Here is an 18,899-nt window from a genome sequence, read left to right on the forward strand (position 1 = left end):
TTTTTTATTACGCTAGCGCTTGTGCTAAATCTTCAATTAAATCTTCACCATCTTCAATACCGACAGAAATACGAATTAATGTATCTGTAATTCCTAATTCTTTACGGCGATCTGCTGGGATTGATGCATGTGTCATTTGAGATGGGATAGAAATTAAACTTTCTACTGCTCCTAAGCTTTCAGCAAGTGTAAAGTATTGCAGTTTCTCAAGTACTTTATTTAATGTTTCCTCACTATCTACATCAAACGAAATAATAGCACCAAATCCATTTGCTTGTTCTGTTGCTAATTCGTGGTTTTGATGTGATTCAAGACCTGGGTAATATACTTTATTTACTTTTGGATGATTATTTAAGAATTCAGCAATAGCGCGTGAATTCGTTTCATGTTCTTCCATACGAATTCCTAATGTTTTTAAACCGCGAAGTAGTAAGAAGCTATCTTGTGGTCCAAGAATACCTCCTGTTGAGTTTTGTACAAAGTGAAGGTCTTCTGCTAGTTGTGGGCTATTTACCACTACTAGACCTGCAACTACGTCACTATGACCTCCTAAATATTTCGTTGCACTATGAAGTACAATGTCTGCTCCTAAAGAAATCGGCGACTGCCAATATGGCGTCATGAATGTATTATCAATAATTGTTAATAAATCTTTCTCTTTAGCAAGAGTAGATATTTTCTTAATATCAGTAATTTTTAGTAATGGGTTCGTTGGTGTTTCCACATAGATCGCTTTCGTATTTGGACGAATTGCTTCTACAACTTCCTCTAAGTTTGTTGTGTCTACAAATGTATGTTCAATACCGAAGCGGTTTAATACTTTCGTAATAACACGATACGTTCCACCATAAACATCATCTGTTAAAATAACGTGGTCACCTTTTGAGAACAACATAATTGTCGCTGTAATAGCAGCCATTCCAGAACCGAATGCAAATCCAGCATGACCATTTTCTAATACAGCAATCATTTCTTCTAAAGCTGCACGTGTTGGGTTACCTGTACGTGAATATTCATATCCTTGATGCTTACCAACCGCTTCTTGTTTGTACGTACTTGTTTGATAGATCGGTACGTTTACAGATCCAGTTGAAGGTTCTCCTATGCGAATACCATGAATTAACTTTGTCTTTGCTCTCATTTTTTATTCCCATCCTTTGTATATGTCTTTACTTAAATAGCGCTCACTACTATCAGGAAAAATGGTTACAATATTTGTACCTGGTGCTGCCTTCTCTGCCTCAAGTAAGCTCGCATGAAATGCTGCTCCTGAAGAGCTCCCAACGAGAAGTCCTTCTTTTTGCGCTAATTCTTTCACTCGTAAAAATGCATTTCGATCAGAAATCGTATGAATTTCATCAAAATAAGATGTCTTCAAAAATGGCGGGATAAATTCCAGTCCAATTCCTTCGGTCTCATGTGAACCAGCCTTACCACCATTTAAAATAGATCCTTCTGGCTCTACGATAACTGTTTTAATATCTATATTTTTTTCTTTCAAATAAGATGCAGTCCCCATAAACGTACCGCCAGTTCCTGCTCCAGCAACAAATATGTTAATCTCTCCATTCAGTGCATCCCAAAGTTCAGGACCTAGTGTTTTGAAATAAGCACGCGGGTTTGCTTCATTCGCAAACTGACTTGGAGAGTATGAATTCGGTATTTCATTTACTAATTCTTTTGCTTTTGCAATTGCACCGGTCATTCCTTGCTCAGTCGGTGTATGCACGACCGTTGCACCTAGTGCTTTCATTAATTCTTGTTTTTCAATACTAAATTTCTCTGGTACACAAACGATAACACGTAAATCATGTTCTAATGCTGCAAGTGCCAGTCCAATACCAGTATTCCCAGCAGTCGGTTCAATAATTGTTCCACCTTGGGTAACAAGCCCTTTTTCTAGCGCATCTTCGATTAATTCTCTTCCTAAACGATCCTTAACGCTTCCGCCTGGGTTATAAAATTCAAGCTTTGCAAATAAGCGGACCCCTTTCGGAAGTGAAAAACGAGTAATTTCTACAATTGGTGTATGACCAATTAACTCATGAACTCCACGATATACATTCATCGTGTTCTCCCCCTTGTTTGCCAATAAAGAAAAGGCAACTGTATGTATTTTCTTTATATGAGACAGTTGCCTTTTTGTTACATTACTTTAACTCTTCTAACACTTTTACGATAAAGTTTGTAGAATGAAGAGCTGCTTGATCTAAAAACTGATCAAATGAAACATTTGATTCTTTACCAGCAATATCAGAAAGTGCGCGAATGATAACAAACGGAACTTCATATTGGTGGCATACTTGTGCGACAGCTGCTGCTTCCATTTCTACCGCATAAAGATTTTCAAATTTATCACGGATGGCTGCAACGCGGTTCGGATCACTCATAAATGAATCGCCTGTTGCAATCATGCCTTTTACAACTTGAATATTTTCTTCAGTTTGCATACATTTCTCAGCTAATGCAACTAACGCCTCATCAGCTTTAAATCCAGGCGGCATTCCTGGTACTTGACCATATTCATAGTTAAATGCTGTTACATCTACGTCATGGTGACGAACTTCAGTGGAAATAACTACATCACCAACGTTTAGAGAATGATGGAATCCACCAGCTGAACCAGTATTAATTACTTTTTCAGGCTTATATTTTTCTAATAAAATTGTCGTTGACATCGCTGCATTTACTTTACCAATACCAGACTTTAACAAGATTACTTCATGTCCTGCTAATAGCCCTTTCGTAAATTCACAACCTGCAACCGTTTCTGTTTCTGCTTGTTCTAATTTGTCACGTAAAATACGTACTTCTTCTTCCATTGCTCCAATTACAGCAATTCTCAATCTAATCCCTCTTTCTATTGCTTAGTTGCCTCCATTACCCAAACGAAATGATTTAATCTCGTAAACGTTACATGGAAGCCATTGTTTTCAAAAATAGTCTGCATAACTGGAATACGTGTATAGTATTCCGTTTGCAAATCGTTTGCTAACTGGTGAAAACCTCTTTGTTTTGCTGTTTCAACAGTTTTATCATATGCATCTTGATCTGCAAATATCGTATCAGCAAACACTATTTTACCACCTTTGTTTAGCAATTGACTATACTTCGCAACCGCTACATTTTTTTCATCATCTGTTAAATGATGAAATGCATAGGTGCTTACAATGGTATCAATTGAATTTGGGACTTCAAACGAAAGAAAATCACCTTCTGTAATCGAAAATTCTTTTGGCAATTTCTCTTTTGCAATCATACGCATTTCACGCGACGGTTCTATACCGTAAACTGTGCGGCCAGCAAGTAATAATTTATTTGTTAAATTACCTGTACCGACACCAAATTCTAATACATTACCAAATGACTTGTTAACTACATCCTCTAGAATATCCTCATAATGGGCGAAAACTTCTTTATATTGTATATCTTCGCCTTGTACGAATGAGTCGTACGTATGAGCCCACTCATCAAATAAACCATTAAATTCTGTGCCCATAAAAATTCCCCTTTTTCTTATCGGTTTTATCAGTATGATATTCCCTCTTTCTAAAAATGTCAATTGAAATGTACATGGTATTTCCTTCTTTTCTTTGTTACACTATAGTTGATTACATAGGAGAGGGGCCGTCTTCATGTCATTTACCTTTGAAATGTTAGAAGATAAAGTAGAATTTTTTGAAGCGGGAGACTTAGCTTCTTTAGAACGAAAAATTAGTGAACAAATCGATAATAATAAAGCACTTATGCTTGAAGTTCATCACATCTCACATCAAATGGTTATGGATCCTGAAAGCAAAAGACCGTATTATAGCGCGGTTGTTCATTTTAAATTAAAGAAATTGCGTTAACTAAAAAAGAGAAGCTCCCTTCTCTTTTTTAGTTTAGAGTTTGAACAAGTACTGGTTTCCAGCCCTCATTGTCTACCCAATCAATATTTACGTAAAAGCAAAAGACCGTATTATAGCGCGGTTGTTCATTTTAAATTAAAGAAATTGCGTTAACTAAAAAAGAGAAGCTCCTAAGGAGCTTCTCTTTTTTAGTTTAGAGTTTGAACAAGTACTGGTTTCCAGCCCTCATTGTCTACCCAATCAATATTTACGTAATATCTTTTTCCACTTTGCTTATCTTGAACGTCACCATAAGCTTTACTCTTTCCAGTTTTGTCTCTTCCAACAAAATGGAATACTAATTGCTCCTTCGGTACTTCAATACCTGCAGCAATTGCACTTTGCATCTCATTCCAATCTGATGACCCCTGTTTAAACGTCATCGCTGGTGATGAACCTTGTTCTGTTCCTACAGCTTTCCAAGAAGGTTTTGTATAAGCCTCTTTTGCCTTGGATACAGTTTTTTCAGCTGATACTTTCTCGTTAGCTTTCGCTTCTTCTTCAGCTTTTTTCTTTTCTTCCTCAGCCTTTAACTTCTCTTCTTCAGCTTTTTGCTTAGCTTCTGCTTGCTCTTTTTCTTTTTCTTTTTTCTTAGCAGATTCTTTATCTTCTGATTTTCCAGCTTTCTCATTCTTTGTTGTTTGTTGAGAGACTTTCTTATCAGTAGAAGATGCTTGCTCTTTCGTACTAGGAACGAACAATTGATATGCTACAATAGCTACTAATAGTAATACAATAGCGATTGCAATATTTAAAACACCGTTTTGACGACGTTTTTGTTGTTTCTGTTGGAATCTTGATCCTCCTGCCATTCTCCAAACCTCCATGCAGTTTTTCCTAATTGCTATTGTAACATTAAATCTAGAAAGGTTGAACATTTACAATGATATTTTCATGAAATGAAAACAATTCACTATAAATTGCAAGATTACTTTTCATTCTCCAATTGATAGATTGCTCCTACCATATCTTTAAAAATAGGTGTTACTTTATTCACTTTGTTATCAGTCTCTAGATCAACAACAACTAAAGCATATCTTGGATTCTCATACGGAAAATAACCTGCAAACCAGCGATTCACCCTCGTCCCTTTCCCTGTTTGCGCTGTCCCGGATTTTCCAGCGACACTGAGCGGTAACGAGCGGAATGCCGTTCCTGTTCCTTTCTCCCTTGTTACAACGCCTCTTAATAACTCTTGTAATGTTTTCACTGTTTCATACGAAAGCTGTTTTCCATGTAACGTATGGTTCTCAAATGTAAAAAAATCCGCTCCATTTTTATATACTATTTTTTCAACAGCTTTCACTTCCATCTTTTCTCCATTCCTCGCAATCGTCGCCATCATATTAGCAATTGCTAGAGGTGATATACGTACATCTTTCTGTCCAATCGCTGTTTGCTCTACCGCTTTTTTACTATTTTTGTTTTCTTCATTCCCCCAAATAGTAGTGCCTTTTTCTTCTGGCATTTGCTCGAAATGAGGTGTATGAAATACAGAACCTTTCCATCCGACCTTTTCATTTGCTCCTAAAGCTGCTACGTATGTTTCTAGCACCGTCCTATCCTTTTGTAATAGCTCGTTACCTAACTCGGAAAATGTCCTGTTACAGCTCCTAGCAAAGCTCTCTTTGAAGTTAAGTGTACCCATCATAACTTGTGGGTCGTTTTCACCATATAAATCTTTATTACAATTAAATGTCCGATTAAACAAATTTACTTTTTGATCAATGACTGCAGCTGCAACTACTGTTTTAAAAACAGAGCCTGGAAAATGCGGCGTTAACATTTGATTTTCAAGTGTAGTCTTATATAAATTCTTATCTCTTACTTGTAAAGACGGCTTACTGACCATCGCTAATATTTCATTTGTCTTTACATCAAGTAATACTAATCCCCCCTTCTTTATTTCATTTGCTTCAATCACTTCTTCTGCTTTTTGCTGCAACCCTTTATGTAAAGTAGTTTGAATCCTAACTGGGTAAAATGGATTTCCTGGTGAAGTATATTTCGCTTGCTTTCCGAAAATTGGTTCTCCTTGCCGATCTACTTGATACAATACTTTTGCCTCTCCATCAGTCAATAAAAATTCATCAAAAGATTGCTGTAATCCTGAAATACCTATCGGCGTTTGTTTTGAAATTTTTTTCACTTCTCCATATCGCTTTTGAAATTCTCTTTCGTTCTCCCCTACATCACCAATTAAATGATTTATCTCCCCAGTTTGTTTTAATCGCACTTCAGCTGCTACAATACCTAATACATGTAATTGATTCACCTTCTCCATCTGCTCTCGTGTCACTCGAAATGGAGCAGTTTCCCCTTGCAGTATAAATGCATTTTTTTTATTTTTCATTTGTCTTCTGATCTCTTGTCTCGACACACCAATGATATGCGCGATTTTCTCTAACATGTCATTTTTTATTTGTAAAAATGGAAAAACAATTAAAACAGGATACTTTTCCTCACCTATTTCTTTACCACTACGATCTATAAACTGCCCACGTCCATCGTCTACTGCAATGGATTGCGTACGTTGCGTAACACTTTTTTCAATTAAATTTATTTTGCGATCAGTAAATGATTCTGTATCTATAATTTGGATTTGAATTAAACGACAAAGCAATAAAAACATAATGCCCATAAAACAAATTAAAACAATTGTAATTCTCCGTTTTATTTTCATAAAAAAACACCTCGTCTATTATAGTTTGGACGGAGTGTTTCATCTTTTATACAAATAAAAAAATCACTCGTTTTTACACGAGTGATTTTTTTATTATTTTACAGAGACAATCTCTACTTGCATTTCTCCGCCTGGTGTTTGGATTGTTACTTTCTCACCAATTTGCTTACCTAATAAGCTTTTTGCGATTGGAGAATCGTTAGAAATTCTTCCTTCAAATGGATCAGCTTCCGCACTACCTACGATTGTGTACGCTTCTTCATCTCCATTTGGTAATTCTTTAAATGTTACTGTTTTACCTAATGTAACAACAGTAGATACTTCGCCATTATCTTTAATGATAACTGCGTTACGAATCATATTTTCTAATTGTGTAATACGTCCTTCTACGAACGCTTGCTCATCTTTTGCTGCATCGTACTCAGAGTTCTCAGAAAGGTCCCCGAAGCTACGTGCGATTTTAATACGTTCCACTACTTCTTTACGTCTTACTGTTTTTAATTGCTCAAGTTCGTTCTCTAGTTTTTGCTTACCCTCTTGCGTCATAGGGTATGTTTTTTCTGTTGACATATTTTCCACTCCTTTTATATACCAATCCCCCGAAAAAAAGAGGAGTTCCATATGAAAACTCCTCCGCTTCCATTGTTAGCGGAGGTTTCTAGTACCCTTGCACTAGCGGAGTTGTCACATACAACCCCGTATTTCCAATTCTTCTTTATATAAAGAAGATATGTATGGAAAGTTGATATAAATATGCCCTCACCTATATATAGATGAGGTTGCATGTTTCATTGTATTCGATGGGAAGGGAAAAAATCCCTTCCTACCGTATATCTTTTACTATGCTATTACAAATTTACTTTTTGTTCAAGAATTGTTGCAATTTTTGTCACCATAATATCAATTGCAACATGGTTTTGTCCACCTTCAGGGATAATAATATCCGCAAACTTCTTAGAAGGCTCAATAAATTGATTGTGCATTGGACGTACAACAGTTACGTACTGATCAATAACTGAATCCATCGTACGACCGCGCTCTTTAATATCACGCTGCATGCGGCGCAGAATACGAAGGTCAGCATCTGTATCAACAAATAACTTAATGTCCATCAACTCACAAAGACGTGGGTCTTCTAAAATAAGAATTCCTTCTAAAATAATTACATCTTTCGGCTCAACTGGAATAATTTCTTCTGAACGCGTATGCAATGTATAGTCATATACAGGCTTATCAATTTGCTCATATGCAAGCAACTGCTGCAAATGTTCAATTAACAGATCATTATCAAACGCAAGCGGATGATCATAATTTGTTTTTAAACGCTCTTCCATTGGTAAATGGCTTTGATCTTTGTAATAATAATCTTGCTCCAAGATTAAAATGGAATGACCTTTAAAATGGTCAAAAATCGCTTTCGTTACACTTGTTTTTCCTGATCCTGAACCACCAGCGATTCCAATTACAACAGGCTTATTCGTCCCCATTCGACTACCACTCTTTCTTATTGAAGTATGCTTTTGCGCATCATATTATTCACATACACTGGTTGATCCACTTTGAATTTCACGATTTGCAACGGATGTCTCGCTGCATCTAATTCGTTTCCATCCTCATCCCAAATTTTCTCCACCGTCTGCGTAAAGTTTTCTATTTCTGGTCCAAAGAACTCCACTTCATGTCCTGGTTTGAAATGATTACGTTGCTCAAGCGTTACGATGCCCGTTTCTTCATTATAATCTAACACTAAACCAGCAAAATCATACGTTGTTTTCTTACTATGATTTCCAAACATTTGCTCTTGATGTCCTGGAACCCCTTCAAAGAATGCAGGAGCTGTATCACGATTTGCACATTTATCAAGCTCATCTAACCATTCTTGTTTAAACTCAAAGTTATCCGGATCCGCACAATAAGCATCAATTACTTTACGATATACAGTTGCTACAGTCGCTACGTAATGGATTGATTTCATACGTCCTTCTACCTTTAAACTATCGATTCCAATTTCAATCATTTTCGGAATTGATAAAATTAAATTTAAATCTTTTGGACTCATCGCAAAGTGAGCATCTTCTTCTTGGAATAGAGGAAGCTCTTTTGCATCTTTATGTTGTGATACTGTTTGAACTAAATCATAATCCCAGCGGCAAGATTGGCAACAACCGCCACGATTAGAGTCACGCGCTGTCATATGGTTACTTAGTGTACATCTTCCTGAATATGCGATACACATTGCACCATGGACGAATGCTTCAATTTCAATATCCACTTTGTCTTTAATTTCTTTCATTTCTTCATAGCTTGCTTCACGAGCTAATACAAGACGATGTAAACCTTCTTCTTTCCAATACTGTGCTGCTTTCCAGTTGGATAGTGATTGCTGTGTGCTTAAATGCACCTCAACAGAAGGCGCTACACGTTTACACGTCTCAATGATAAGCGGATCAGCAACGATAATTCCCGTTACGCCAGCTTTTTCAATCCCTTTTAAATATTCCTCTAGCCCGTCCATATTTTCATTATGTGCGAAAATATTTGTTGTTACATATATTTTCGCTCCATATTTCTTTGCAAATTCAACGCCTTCTGCCATATCTTCCAGCGTAAAGTTACCTGCATTCGAACGAAGACCAAATTCTTGTCCACCTAAATATACAGCATCTGCCCCATAATGGATAGCTACTTTTAATTTTTCTAAGTTACCCGCAGGGATTAACAGTTCAGGTTTCTTCACAATAACGCGCTTGCCATCGATCACTCGTGAAATTTCTTGTACAGTCATTTCCTACACCCTCCTCGTTTAGTAAACCGTTTCTTTAAAGAAGAATCCTGTGTCTAACGGACGATTTACTGGTTGCATTTCTTCTATTTCTTTATATAGAGCATCTTTCACGTCATAATACGCATCACGATCTTCTACGCATAAATCAATCGCTTGACGATATTTCTTCGTTACTTCAATAATGTATTCAGAACTTTTTAGTACACCATCGATTTTTAAGCTGTCAACTTCAGCTTCGATTAGTTCCTCTAATTCATCGATGAAACAAATATCGTTCGGACTCATAATATGAGTACCATTTTCATCTTCATAGATTGGATATTTATTATTACGCTCTGGGTCATATAAGAACATATTCTCTTCATATTTTTTCTTTTCAACGTCAAGATTACGTCCTTGATACTCAAAGTAGTTTCCTACTAATGAACGCTTCGATTGGAACATACAAGTCATACCGTGAATTTGTACTTCTAGTTCCACTTCAGCATTTTCTTTTAAATCAACAATTTCATCTAAGCTCAGCTCACGAGCTAATACAGCACGCTTCGCTCCTCTTTGGCCCCAGTAATTACAAGTGAACCAATTCGTTGCTGTCGTTTCTGTATTCCAGTGCAACTGCATATTTGGCGCTACTTCGCGAACAGCCATTAATACTGCTGGATCTCCGAAAACAATTGCATCTACATTTACTTCATTTAAAAATGAAACGTAATCTGTTAATTCTTCTACTTTATCGTTGTGGAACATAGCGTTCATTGCTACGTATACTTTCACACCATTTTCATGCGCAATCTTCACAGTTTGTTTTACATCTTCACGTGAAAACTCCCCTGCTAAACGTAAACCAAACTTTTGCTCACCGATCATTACCGCATCTGCTCCTGCTTTCGCAAGAAGTTCGATATCCGCCACCGCTCTTGGCGTTACTAACAATTCAGGTTTCTTCATACCTTGGTCACCCTCTCTTTTTACTAACAGCTACTCCATCACCAATTGGGAAAATCGTTGTATCATATCCTTCATGGTTCATAAGCCACTCATTGTACGTCTTAATACGACGGATTAAACCACGTGTACGTCTGTTTTCAATCTTCTCTTTTGTCGTTACAAGACCATGGTACATAACATTATCTGAAATAATTACGCCACCAGGATTTAATAACGGTTCATATAAGTCAAAAAAGCGACGATACTGTCCTTTTGCTGCATCAATAAAAATAACGTCAAATGTCCCGTGTTCTTTTACTTGTTCACCTGTCTCTAACGCATCACCGTAAATAACTGAAATACGATCTGTTACTGGGGAACGTTCTATATATTCAAGTGCTTTTTCATATCGCTCACGATTGCGCTCAACTGTCACAATACGTGAATTTGGAATAGCTTGCATCATACGAATACTAGAATAACCGATTGCTGTTCCAAGTTCTAAAATGCTTTTCGGTCCAATTAAACGTAAAAATTGCAGCATAAATTCCATTCCAAGTCGATCCATAATCGGCACATGATTTTCTGTTGCATATTCTTCCATTTCAAGAATTAATTTATCTTTCGGATCAATAAATGATAATAGGTACTCGTTAACTGCATCCTCCATAAATGGTCCTCCTTATTTACATGGAGAAGTGCCTCTATGACGTCTTTTCCCACATAGAATGCAATAAAAATACAAGCCAGCTTTACCCTTAGCTTGTACGTCCCGTTTTGATATTAAAAACGATTCTTCTGCCAGTTTTTAACCCGATATATTTTACCACAAAAAAGAGGGATGTGCGACTTTTTTCGCTATCCCTCCCCATTTCACTGTTTTTTCGTAATGTATTTTTGCTTTAATGCATTATGCTCTTCTAATGTTTTCGCATAGTACACTTCACCACTTGGTGCAGCTAAGAAATAATAATAATCTGTTTGCGCAGGTTCTAACGCAGCTTCCACTGAATGTTTACCAGAGTTTGCGATCGGCCCTACCGGCAATCCTTTTACAACATACGTATTGTACGGTGAGTTGACCTTTAAATCTTCGTATAATACACGTTGTTTATGCTTTCCAAGTGCATATAATACCGTTGGATCCGTTTGAAGCGGCATACCTTTTGCTAAACGATTATAAAAGACACTAGCGATCTTTTGACGATCTGTAAAACCAGTTGCCTCTTCTTCAATAAGTGAAGATAATGTTAAAAGCTGATGAACATCCCAATTCTTCGCTTTCATTTTCGCCTCATTTTGAACAATGATTGCATTTGTTTTCTCAAGCATCGGAATTACAATTTCTTCTAACGTTGTATCTTTCTTATAAAACGAATACGTTGCAGGATATAAATAACCTTCTAATGGGTATTTAATATTACTATCAAAGATTTTATCCGTTAATAACTTCGGATACTTTTGCTGCATTTTTTGAATAAATGCTTTATCGTTTAATTGACGCGTAACATCATCTTTATTCCACTTTAGTTCTGTCGCAATCGTTTCTGCAATTTCAGTTACTTGCGCCCCTTCTTTAATCGTCACTTTATAAAGAGCTGGACGATGCACGTTGCCAGATGACATTTGTTCGATCACATCTTCAGCATTCATTGAAGGGTTTAATAAATATGTACCTGCTTGTAAACTTTTCGATTTAGCCTTTGTATAAAAACTAAAAACTGTACCGTTTTTTACAGCGCCTTTTTCTTCTAAAATTTCTCCAATTTTACTTGTAGATGATCCTTTCGGAATTTCTACTTCAATCTCTTTTTTATTCCCGCTATCAACTGGTCCTAATGCGGATGAAATATACGCATAGACTGAACCACAAACTAAAAGCAGTGCAATAATCGAAAATAAAAAGATGCGTCTACGCTTCTTTTTCACTTGATTCTCTATCAAAACATTTCCTCCTTACTTAATTGTAGACCGTATGTACACCTTTCTATACAGCACGATGTAAAAACGCAACAAATTCACTTATCTTTTTTAATAGACACTTTATTTTTCTACAATCCGTCTCATTATACTACAAAGACTTACACAGTTTCGACAAAAAATCTTTCATTTTACATATAAATACAAAAAAAGATGGACTGTATGTCGTCCATCTTTTCAGTACTTATTATTCAGCTTCTTGCTCATCAGCAAGAGTGTTGAACATTTCTTGTACCATTTCCCACTCTTCTTCAGATTCGATTGGAAGTAAGCTTCCGCCCTCTTCTTCATTTTGCTCATAAGCCATTGCATCATAAATTGGGTCTCCATCTTCGTCTACTTCACCGATTGGAGAGAAGACTACATATGATTTTTTACCAAATTTTTCAGCATCAAAAGTGAAAATAATTTCACATAAATGTTCGTTACCTTTTTCGTCTACAATTGTAATTTGATTTTCTTCCATTTTGGTCACCTCTTATTTACTATCTAAAAATCCTTGTAAGATTACGACTGCAGCCATCTTATCGATTACTTGTTTTCGCTTCTTACGACTTACATCAGCTGAAATGAGTAGACGTTCCGCTGCCATCGTTGACAAACGCTCGTCCCACATTACAACGTCTAATTGTAACAGCTCTCGTAGGTTTTCTGCAAATTGTTGGCACGCTTCACCACGTGGGCCAATTGTACCATTCATATTTTTAGGTAAACCTACTACTATTTTATCCACATTGTACTGCTTTACTAACTCAGAAATACGATCAAAACCAAAGTGACCTCGTTCTTCGTTAATCTTAATTGTTTCTAATCCTTGTGCTGTCCAGCCCATTTCGTCGCTAATTGCAACTCCGACTGTTTTTGTACCTACATCTAAACCTAATATCCGCATAAACTACTCCTCACGATGATGTTTCAAGTAAGACTTCACAAGCTCTTCAATAATCTCATCACGTTCAAGCTTGCGAACGATGCTACGTGCATCTTTATGGCGAGGTATGTATGCTGGGTCTCCACTTAATAAATAACCGACGATTTGGTTAATCGGATTATAGCCTTTTTCTTGAAGTGCATCATACACAGTTAAAAGTACATCATTTACATGGACACTCTGTTTTTCATCTTGAATGCTAAACTTCATTGTTTTATCAAAACCGTCCATTTCAAGCACCTCACTTATATAGTAAGTATAGGGAGAAGAACTTCTCCTCTCCCTACCATTGTACACTACTATCTCTTTATTTTGAAACAGATTTAACGTACTCTTGTACAAATGCTAAAGCTTCTTCGACTTGAGCTGGGTTTTTACCGCCTGCTTGTGCCATATCAGGACGGCCACCACCGCCACCGCCGCAACGAGAAGCTACTTCTTTCACAAGTTTACCAGCATGGTAACCTTGGCCAATTAAGTCTTTCGTTACACCTGCTAGGATATTTACTTTATCGTCATTAACAGACACTAATACAACAACTGCCGACTCTAATTTATTTTTTAGATCATCCATCATCGTACGTAAGTTGTTCATATCTGCGACATTTACTTTCGCTGCTAATACATTCACACCATCAACTGTCATTACAGAATCAGTTAAGTTTCCAGCTTCGATATTGCTTAATTTCGCAGCAAGAGATTCGTTTTCTTTTTGCAGTTGTTTTACTTCGGCAAATAGACCATCAACTCTTGTTAAAATATCTTTCGGATTTGTTTTCATTTTTCCTGCTGCTTCTTTTAATAAACCTACTTGATCGTTCATTAATTCGTATGCAGACTTACCAGTTACTGCTTCAATACGACGAGTTCCTGCACCGATACCAGACTCAGCAACGATTTTGAAAATACCGATAGAAGCTGTATTATCAACGTGACAACCACCACAAAGCTCTAAGCTGTAATCGCCAACTTGTACAACGCGTACAACATCACCGTATTTTTCACCGAATAATGCCATTGCGCCCATTTCTTTCGCTTCTTCGATTGCTTTTTGAGAAATCTCAACATCAATACTTTCCCAAATTTTCTCGTTTACCATACGCTCAATTTTTTCTAATTCGTCAGCTTGTACTTGACCGAAGTGAGAGAAGTCAAAGCGTAAACGTTCAGAAGTTACAAGAGAACCTGCTTGGTTAACGTGTGTTCCAAGTACATCTTTTAATGCTTGGTGTAGTAAGTGAGTTGCTGTATGATTTTTCACAACGCTACTACGGTTTTTCGTATCGATAATAGCTTTCACAGCCGCATCTTTCGTTAATGTACCTTCTTCAACAACAACTTTGTGTAAGTTTTGACCATTTGGTGCTTTTTGCACGTCTTTTACAAGAACTTTCACGCCATCAGCAAGAAGGTAACCACGGTCTGCAATTTGTCCACCGCTCTCAGCATAGAATGGTGTTACATCAAGCATTAATTGTCCTTCTTCACCAGCTTGTAAGCTATCTGTGTATTCGCCGTTTTTCACAAGTGCAACAACTTTACTTTCTGTTGCAACTGTACCGTAACCAACGAACTCACTCGCTACTTTAACTTCTCCAAGTACACCGCCTTGAACTTGCATTGAGTCAACGTCTTGACGAGCAGCACGTGCACGCTCACGTTGTTTTTCCATTTCATTTTCGAAGCCTTCTTGGTCAACTGTCATACCAGCTTCTTCTGCATATTCTTCTGTTAATTCGATTGGGAAACCGTATGTGTCATATAGACGGAACGCATCTACTCCAGAAATAACAGTTGTTTTTTCTTCTTTTGCTTTTGTAATAACTTCAGCTAAAATTGCTTCACCATCATGAAGTGTTTCATGGAAACGCTCTTCTTCGTTTTTCACAACTTTCGCAATGAAATCTTTCTTTTCAAGTACTTCTGGATAGAAGTCTTTCATTACTTCTCCAACAACCGGTACTAATTCAAACATGAATGGACGGTTAATGTTTAATTTCTTCGAATAACGAACAGCGCGGCGTAATAAACGACGTAATACATAACCACGGCCTTCGTTAGAAGGAAGAGCACCGTCACCAACAGCAAATGTTACTGTACGGATATGGTCAGCAATTACTTTAAACGCCATATCTTTTTCTAAATCGCCATTACGATATTTCTCACCAGAAATTGATTCTGTTGCACCAATCATCGGCATGAATAGATCTGTATCAAAGTTCGTAGGCACATCTTGAACGATAGATGTCATACGTTCTAGACCCATCCCTGTATCAATGTTTTTCTTAGGAAGTGGTGTATATGAACCATCTGGATTATGATTAAATTGAGAGAATACAAGGTTCCATACTTCTAAGTAACGCTCGTTTTCTCCGCCTGGATATAATTCTGGGTCACTAAAGTCATTACCGTAAGCTTCTCCGCGGTCATAGAAAATCTCTGTATTCGGTCCACTTGGTCCTTCACCGATATCCCAGAAGTTTTCTTCTAAGCGGATAATACGCTCTTTTGGAACGCCCATTTTCTCATTCCAAATTGTGAATGCTTCTTCATCTTCTGGATGGATTGTAACTGATAGTAATTCTTTATCGAATCCGATCCATTTGTCGCTCGTTAAGAATTCCCAAGCCCATGTAATTGCTTCTTCTTTGAAGTAATCACCAATTGAGAAGTTTCCTAACATTTCAAAGAATGTATGGTGACGAGCTGTTTTCCCTACGTTTTCAATATCGTTTGTACGAATTGATTTTTGAGCATTTGTAATACGTGGATTTTGTGGGATTACACGTCCATCAAAATATTTTTTTAATGTTGCTACACCACTATTAATCCATAGAAGAGATGGATCTTCATGTGGAACTAGTGATGCACTAGGTTCTACTGCATGTCCTTTTTCTTGGAAAAAGTCTAAAAACATTTGACGAATTTGTGCGCCTGTTAGTTGTTTCATTGTATTTTCCTCCTTAAATATAAAAAACTCCCGTCCCTATAAAAGGGACGAGAGTTAACTCGCGATACCACCCTAATTATGAATTGATTACAATAACAATCAATTCATCACCTCATGGTGCCGTAACGTGGCAAGACGGCAGTGATTAGCTGCTCTCAGGATTAGCTTTCTGTTACCCTTCATTTAAAGCTTCTTTCAGCCATATGGAAGCTTCTCTCTATAAATGGACTGTAACGTACTTGTTCCGTCATTGATTTAATGTATTATATGACTAAATATAATAGAATTCTCTTAAGTTTGTCAATGTAGATAATCATTTATATTGTATTAATCGCTTATTAATCATAGGTATTCTACTATTCATTCTTAACAGCCTTTTCATATATTATGCGTTTATTAATAAATTGGAATCTCCTTACAATAATTATTTATAAAAATTTCTAAATATTACTTTTTTTGCTATAATTAAATTATTGTTAATAAAATAAAGGAGCGATCACAATGACAACCTTACTTAACAAAGCTAAAAACATATTAGCGACTGACGAAACGATATTATTTTACGCAGCATGTTCATTAGACATATTTATTTATCGTTCCGTCGCAAGGCCAGGATTGCTAATTTTAACGAACAAAAGGCTATTCTTTTACGGGCCAGATGTAAGTAAGAATCCAATATTTGAAGAGTACTCTTTCGCAAAAATTTCTAATCTAAAAGAACAAAAGCGTCTTTTCAACAATCAAATTGTATTTATGTATGATAACGAATGGAAAAAAATAAAACATATTCAAACAAATGATGTGAGCTCCCTCGTTCAAAAGATACACGAGCAGCTTTCTAAATAAATATATGATTAGCCCTCTATTTCTTACATAGAGGGCTTCTATACTTACACATTTTCTTTTTTCAAGAGAGGTCTCACATGAACAATGACAGTACGAATAACTGCTAAAATCGGAACCGATATTAGTAATCCTACAATACCAGCTACTTCCCCTCCAACAAGTAATGCAAGCATAATAATAACAGGATGCATACGAAGTGACTTACCAACAATGTAAGGCGATAAAATGTTACTTTCCACAAATTGCAAAATAGCAATCGTAATCCCCGCCTTAATAAGTAAACTCGTTGATACTGTTGCTGCAATCATTAACGTCGGGATCGCTCCTAAAATAGGACCAAAGTACGGGATTATATCCGTTACCCCAATAATAATGCCAAGCAATAATGGATATTTCATACCGATAAACCAAAAAGAAAGGGCTGATACTCCCCCTAATACTAAACAAACAAATAACTGTCCTCGAATATAACTTCCAAGTGACTTATCAATTTCTTTCGCAAGCATTTGCCCCGTACCTCGCCATTTACTTGGGACTAGTTTCCAAAAGATATGATAAAACTCACCATAATCTTTTAATATGTAAAATACAATGAACGGTATTAAGAAAATAATGAGCAATGAATCGAGTACACCACGAGCTGTACTCATCACTTTATTTAAAAGCGCTTGAATCTTCGTTTCCACACCCACAAAAAGTTGTTTCACCTTTTCATGAATGAACGAAGGGAAATTCGCTGTTTGTTCTGTAACGCCATCCATCCACGAATCGTACATCTTTGTAAACTGCGGAAATTGTTCATTAATCTCTTGTAACTGTTTAATAACGACTGGTGTTCCTTTATAAATCCCATAACCAATTCCGCCGAAGAAAAGGATATAAATGAGCAAAATGGCAAGTGTACGGGGCATCCCTTCCTTATGAATTTTTTCAATTAAAGGGTGCAATAAATACGCAATAAAACAGGCGATAAGAAACGGCGTAATTGCTACTTTAAATACAAAAATAATCGGTGCCCATAGTGGCTTAATTTTTAAAAAGACGAGCAAACAAAGAAAAACAAGTAACAATAATCCTAAACGATATATCCAAATGATTTTAAGATTCTTCACATGAAAAACCTCCTCCACCTTTATTTTGAAAATAAATGGGTTAGGTTATGTGTGAAACTTTTAAAATCTTTTCATACGGACCATACTGTTTTTTAAAGACGTACATATAAATAACATAACAAGGACAACCACCCCTGAGAATACAGCATGAAATAATGTAATCAGGAGGGCTAATTATGGTTTTGTTTATGCTTGGATTATCAGCACTTTTTATGATTCTTGAATGGATTTGTATCGGCTTTGGTATTTGGAAGGGGTTCTTTATTCGTTCCTCACGTAAAGAAAAAGCGAAGCAATTATGGCAGTATGGAATACTTGGCGTTGGCTGTTACGGTTTATCTTATCTTTTCTCAGAAATTGGACTTTTTTATTTGCATATGAGTGCATAAAAAAACTCCCTTGTCTATAAGGGAGTTTTTCACTTTATCGAAATGATTATAAGTAAGACTTAATCATCTTACGTGCTTTTTTCATATTGCGTTTTGAAAATACATCTTGCTTACGAGCATATTGATATGCTGCAGCTCCAACACCTAATGCGATTAATGAATTGCGTAGATTCAAAGTAAATCCCCCTTTTCGTTATCCGATCGTTCTTTCATTCTCATCAAATAAATCATCAAGAGAGCTTAATGAACCATCTTCCTCAACTTGATGCGTATGGATTTTCCCCTTTGAAACCGATAATTCGATATAACAATTCCAGCAATAAAATTGGTTGACACCTATTTTTCCAATGTCTTTCCCTTTGCAATTTGGACAAATGAACATATGGCTTTCATCTCCTTACAGTCT

General features: G+C 36.5%; 22 protein-coding genes, 1 pseudogene and 1 other annotated feature. Of the genes and pseudogenes, 3 read left to right on the top strand and 20 right to left on the bottom strand.

Going from position 1 to position 18,899, the window contains the following annotated elements:
- Window positions 1-7: 7 nt before the first annotated feature.
- From DN400_RS14750 to DN400_RS14765, 4 genes are all read right to left on the bottom strand, one after another.
- Complete coding sequence (locus DN400_RS14750; protein WP_001201921.1) at window positions 8-1,141, bottom strand: bifunctional cystathionine gamma-lyase/homocysteine desulfhydrase; 1,134 nt, start codon at window positions 1,139-1,141, stop codon at window positions 8-10.
- 3 nt (window positions 1,142-1,144) lie between these two features.
- Window positions 1,145-2,068, bottom strand: a complete 924-nt coding sequence (locus DN400_RS14755; RefSeq protein ID WP_001103877.1) for an O-acetylserine dependent cystathionine beta-synthase — start codon at window positions 2,066-2,068, stop codon at window positions 1,145-1,147.
- Window positions 2,069-2,150: 82 nt separating this feature from the next.
- On the bottom strand, window positions 2,151-2,846 hold the full coding sequence (gene mtnN, locus DN400_RS14760) for a 5'-methylthioadenosine/S-adenosylhomocysteine nucleosidase (RefSeq protein ID WP_001217027.1): 696 nt from the start codon (window positions 2,844-2,846) through the stop codon (window positions 2,151-2,153).
- A 14-nt stretch (window positions 2,847-2,860) separates the two neighbouring features.
- Complete coding sequence (locus tag DN400_RS14765; protein ID WP_000536323.1) at window positions 2,861-3,499, bottom strand: class I SAM-dependent DNA methyltransferase; 639 nt, start codon at window positions 3,497-3,499, stop codon at window positions 2,861-2,863.
- 136 nt (window positions 3,500-3,635) lie between these two features.
- Between DN400_RS14765 and DN400_RS14770 the strand changes: the two genes are divergently transcribed.
- Window positions 3,636-3,851: a YrzA family protein gene (locus tag DN400_RS14770; RefSeq protein ID WP_000010984.1), complete on the top strand. Its 216-nt coding sequence runs from the start codon at window positions 3,636-3,638 to the stop codon at window positions 3,849-3,851.
- A gap of 28 nt (window positions 3,852-3,879) precedes the next feature.
- Here DN400_RS14770 and DN400_RS14775 read toward each other — a convergent pair.
- From DN400_RS14775 to alaS, 13 genes and pseudogenes are all read right to left on the bottom strand, one after another.
- A pseudogene (locus DN400_RS14775) lies at window positions 3,880-3,948 on the bottom strand (DUF1510 family protein); the annotation flags it as partial.
- A 91-nt stretch (window positions 3,949-4,039) separates the two neighbouring features.
- Complete coding sequence (locus DN400_RS14780) at window positions 4,040-4,702, bottom strand: YrrS family protein (RefSeq protein WP_000897094.1); 663 nt, start codon at window positions 4,700-4,702, stop codon at window positions 4,040-4,042.
- A gap of 116 nt (window positions 4,703-4,818) precedes the next feature.
- The gene (locus DN400_RS14785) at window positions 4,819-6,573 is read right to left on the bottom strand and encodes a peptidoglycan D,D-transpeptidase FtsI family protein (RefSeq protein ID WP_000695142.1); all 1,755 of its coding nucleotides are present in this window, start codon (window positions 6,571-6,573) and stop codon (window positions 4,819-4,821) included.
- Window positions 6,574-6,666: 93 nt separating this feature from the next.
- Window positions 6,667-7,143, bottom strand: coding sequence for a transcription elongation factor GreA (gene greA, locus DN400_RS14790; protein ID WP_014894880.1), 477 nt, complete (start codon window positions 7,141-7,143; stop codon window positions 6,667-6,669).
- 278 nt (window positions 7,144-7,421) lie between these two features.
- Window positions 7,422-8,060 (bottom strand): uridine kinase, encoded by a 639-nt coding sequence (gene udk / locus DN400_RS14795; protein WP_000537080.1) that lies wholly within the window; start codon window positions 8,058-8,060, stop codon window positions 7,422-7,424.
- 17 nt (window positions 8,061-8,077) lie between these two features.
- Window positions 8,078-9,358: a peptidase U32 family protein gene (locus DN400_RS14800; protein WP_000217961.1), complete on the bottom strand. Its 1,281-nt coding sequence runs from the start codon at window positions 9,356-9,358 to the stop codon at window positions 8,078-8,080.
- 18 nt (window positions 9,359-9,376) lie between these two features.
- The gene (locus DN400_RS14805; protein ID WP_000742795.1) at window positions 9,377-10,306 is read right to left on the bottom strand and encodes a peptidase U32 family protein; all 930 of its coding nucleotides are present in this window, start codon (window positions 10,304-10,306) and stop codon (window positions 9,377-9,379) included.
- 7 nt (window positions 10,307-10,313) lie between these two features.
- Window positions 10,314-10,955, bottom strand: a complete 642-nt coding sequence (locus DN400_RS14810) for an O-methyltransferase (protein ID WP_000389102.1) — start codon at window positions 10,953-10,955, stop codon at window positions 10,314-10,316.
- Window positions 10,956-11,158: 203 nt separating this feature from the next.
- The gene (mltG, locus tag DN400_RS14815) at window positions 11,159-12,229 is read right to left on the bottom strand and encodes an endolytic transglycosylase MltG (protein ID WP_000572135.1); all 1,071 of its coding nucleotides are present in this window, start codon (window positions 12,227-12,229) and stop codon (window positions 11,159-11,161) included.
- A 223-nt stretch (window positions 12,230-12,452) separates the two neighbouring features.
- Complete coding sequence (locus DN400_RS14820; RefSeq protein WP_000392245.1) at window positions 12,453-12,731, bottom strand: DUF1292 domain-containing protein; 279 nt, start codon at window positions 12,729-12,731, stop codon at window positions 12,453-12,455.
- A gap of 12 nt (window positions 12,732-12,743) precedes the next feature.
- Entirely contained in the window at window positions 12,744-13,157 is a 414-nt protein-coding gene (gene ruvX / locus DN400_RS14825; RefSeq protein ID WP_001221193.1) for a Holliday junction resolvase RuvX, read from the bottom strand.
- Window positions 13,158-13,160: 3 nt separating this feature from the next.
- A complete protein-coding gene (locus tag DN400_RS14830; protein ID WP_000348591.1) occupies window positions 13,161-13,427 on the bottom strand; it encodes an IreB family regulatory phosphoprotein in 267 nt (88 codons plus the stop codon).
- A gap of 76 nt (window positions 13,428-13,503) precedes the next feature.
- Window positions 13,504-16,146, bottom strand: a complete 2,643-nt coding sequence (gene alaS / locus DN400_RS14835) for an alanine--tRNA ligase (RefSeq protein WP_000811815.1) — start codon at window positions 16,144-16,146, stop codon at window positions 13,504-13,506.
- Window positions 16,147-16,186: 40 nt separating this feature from the next.
- Window positions 16,187-16,406 (bottom strand) — a binding site (T-box leader).
- Window positions 16,407-16,647: 241 nt separating this feature from the next.
- Here alaS and DN400_RS14840 point away from each other — a divergent pair.
- The gene (locus DN400_RS14840) at window positions 16,648-16,992 is read left to right on the top strand and encodes a PH domain-containing protein (RefSeq protein WP_000209466.1); all 345 of its coding nucleotides are present in this window, start codon (window positions 16,648-16,650) and stop codon (window positions 16,990-16,992) included.
- Between the two features lie 44 nt (window positions 16,993-17,036).
- Here DN400_RS14840 and DN400_RS14845 read toward each other — a convergent pair whose 3' ends face one another.
- The gene (locus DN400_RS14845) at window positions 17,037-18,104 is read right to left on the bottom strand and encodes an AI-2E family transporter (RefSeq protein ID WP_000793129.1); all 1,068 of its coding nucleotides are present in this window, start codon (window positions 18,102-18,104) and stop codon (window positions 17,037-17,039) included.
- Between the two features lie 176 nt (window positions 18,105-18,280).
- Between DN400_RS14845 and DN400_RS14850 the strand changes: the two genes are divergently transcribed.
- Window positions 18,281-18,493, top strand: a complete 213-nt coding sequence (locus DN400_RS14850) for a hypothetical protein (protein WP_000242539.1) — start codon at window positions 18,281-18,283, stop codon at window positions 18,491-18,493.
- Window positions 18,494-18,539: 46 nt separating this feature from the next.
- Here DN400_RS14850 and DN400_RS14855 read toward each other — a convergent pair whose 3' ends face one another.
- Together DN400_RS14855 and DN400_RS14860 are read right to left on the bottom strand one after the other, a co-directional pair.
- Window positions 18,540-18,668 carry a YrzQ family protein gene (locus DN400_RS14855; RefSeq protein WP_001053553.1) on the bottom strand — a complete coding sequence of 43 codons (129 nt, stop codon included), beginning with the start codon at window positions 18,666-18,668 and terminating at the stop codon, window positions 18,540-18,542.
- 18 nt (window positions 18,669-18,686) lie between these two features.
- A complete protein-coding gene (locus tag DN400_RS14860) occupies window positions 18,687-18,875 on the bottom strand; it encodes a hypothetical protein (RefSeq protein WP_000469281.1) in 189 nt (62 codons plus the stop codon).
- Window positions 18,876-18,899: the final 24 nt, after the last annotated feature.

The organism is Bacillus sp. AR8-1 (genome assembly GCF_008042345.1).
GTDB lineage: Bacteria > Bacillota > Bacilli > Bacillales > Bacillaceae_G > Bacillus_A > Bacillus_A cereus.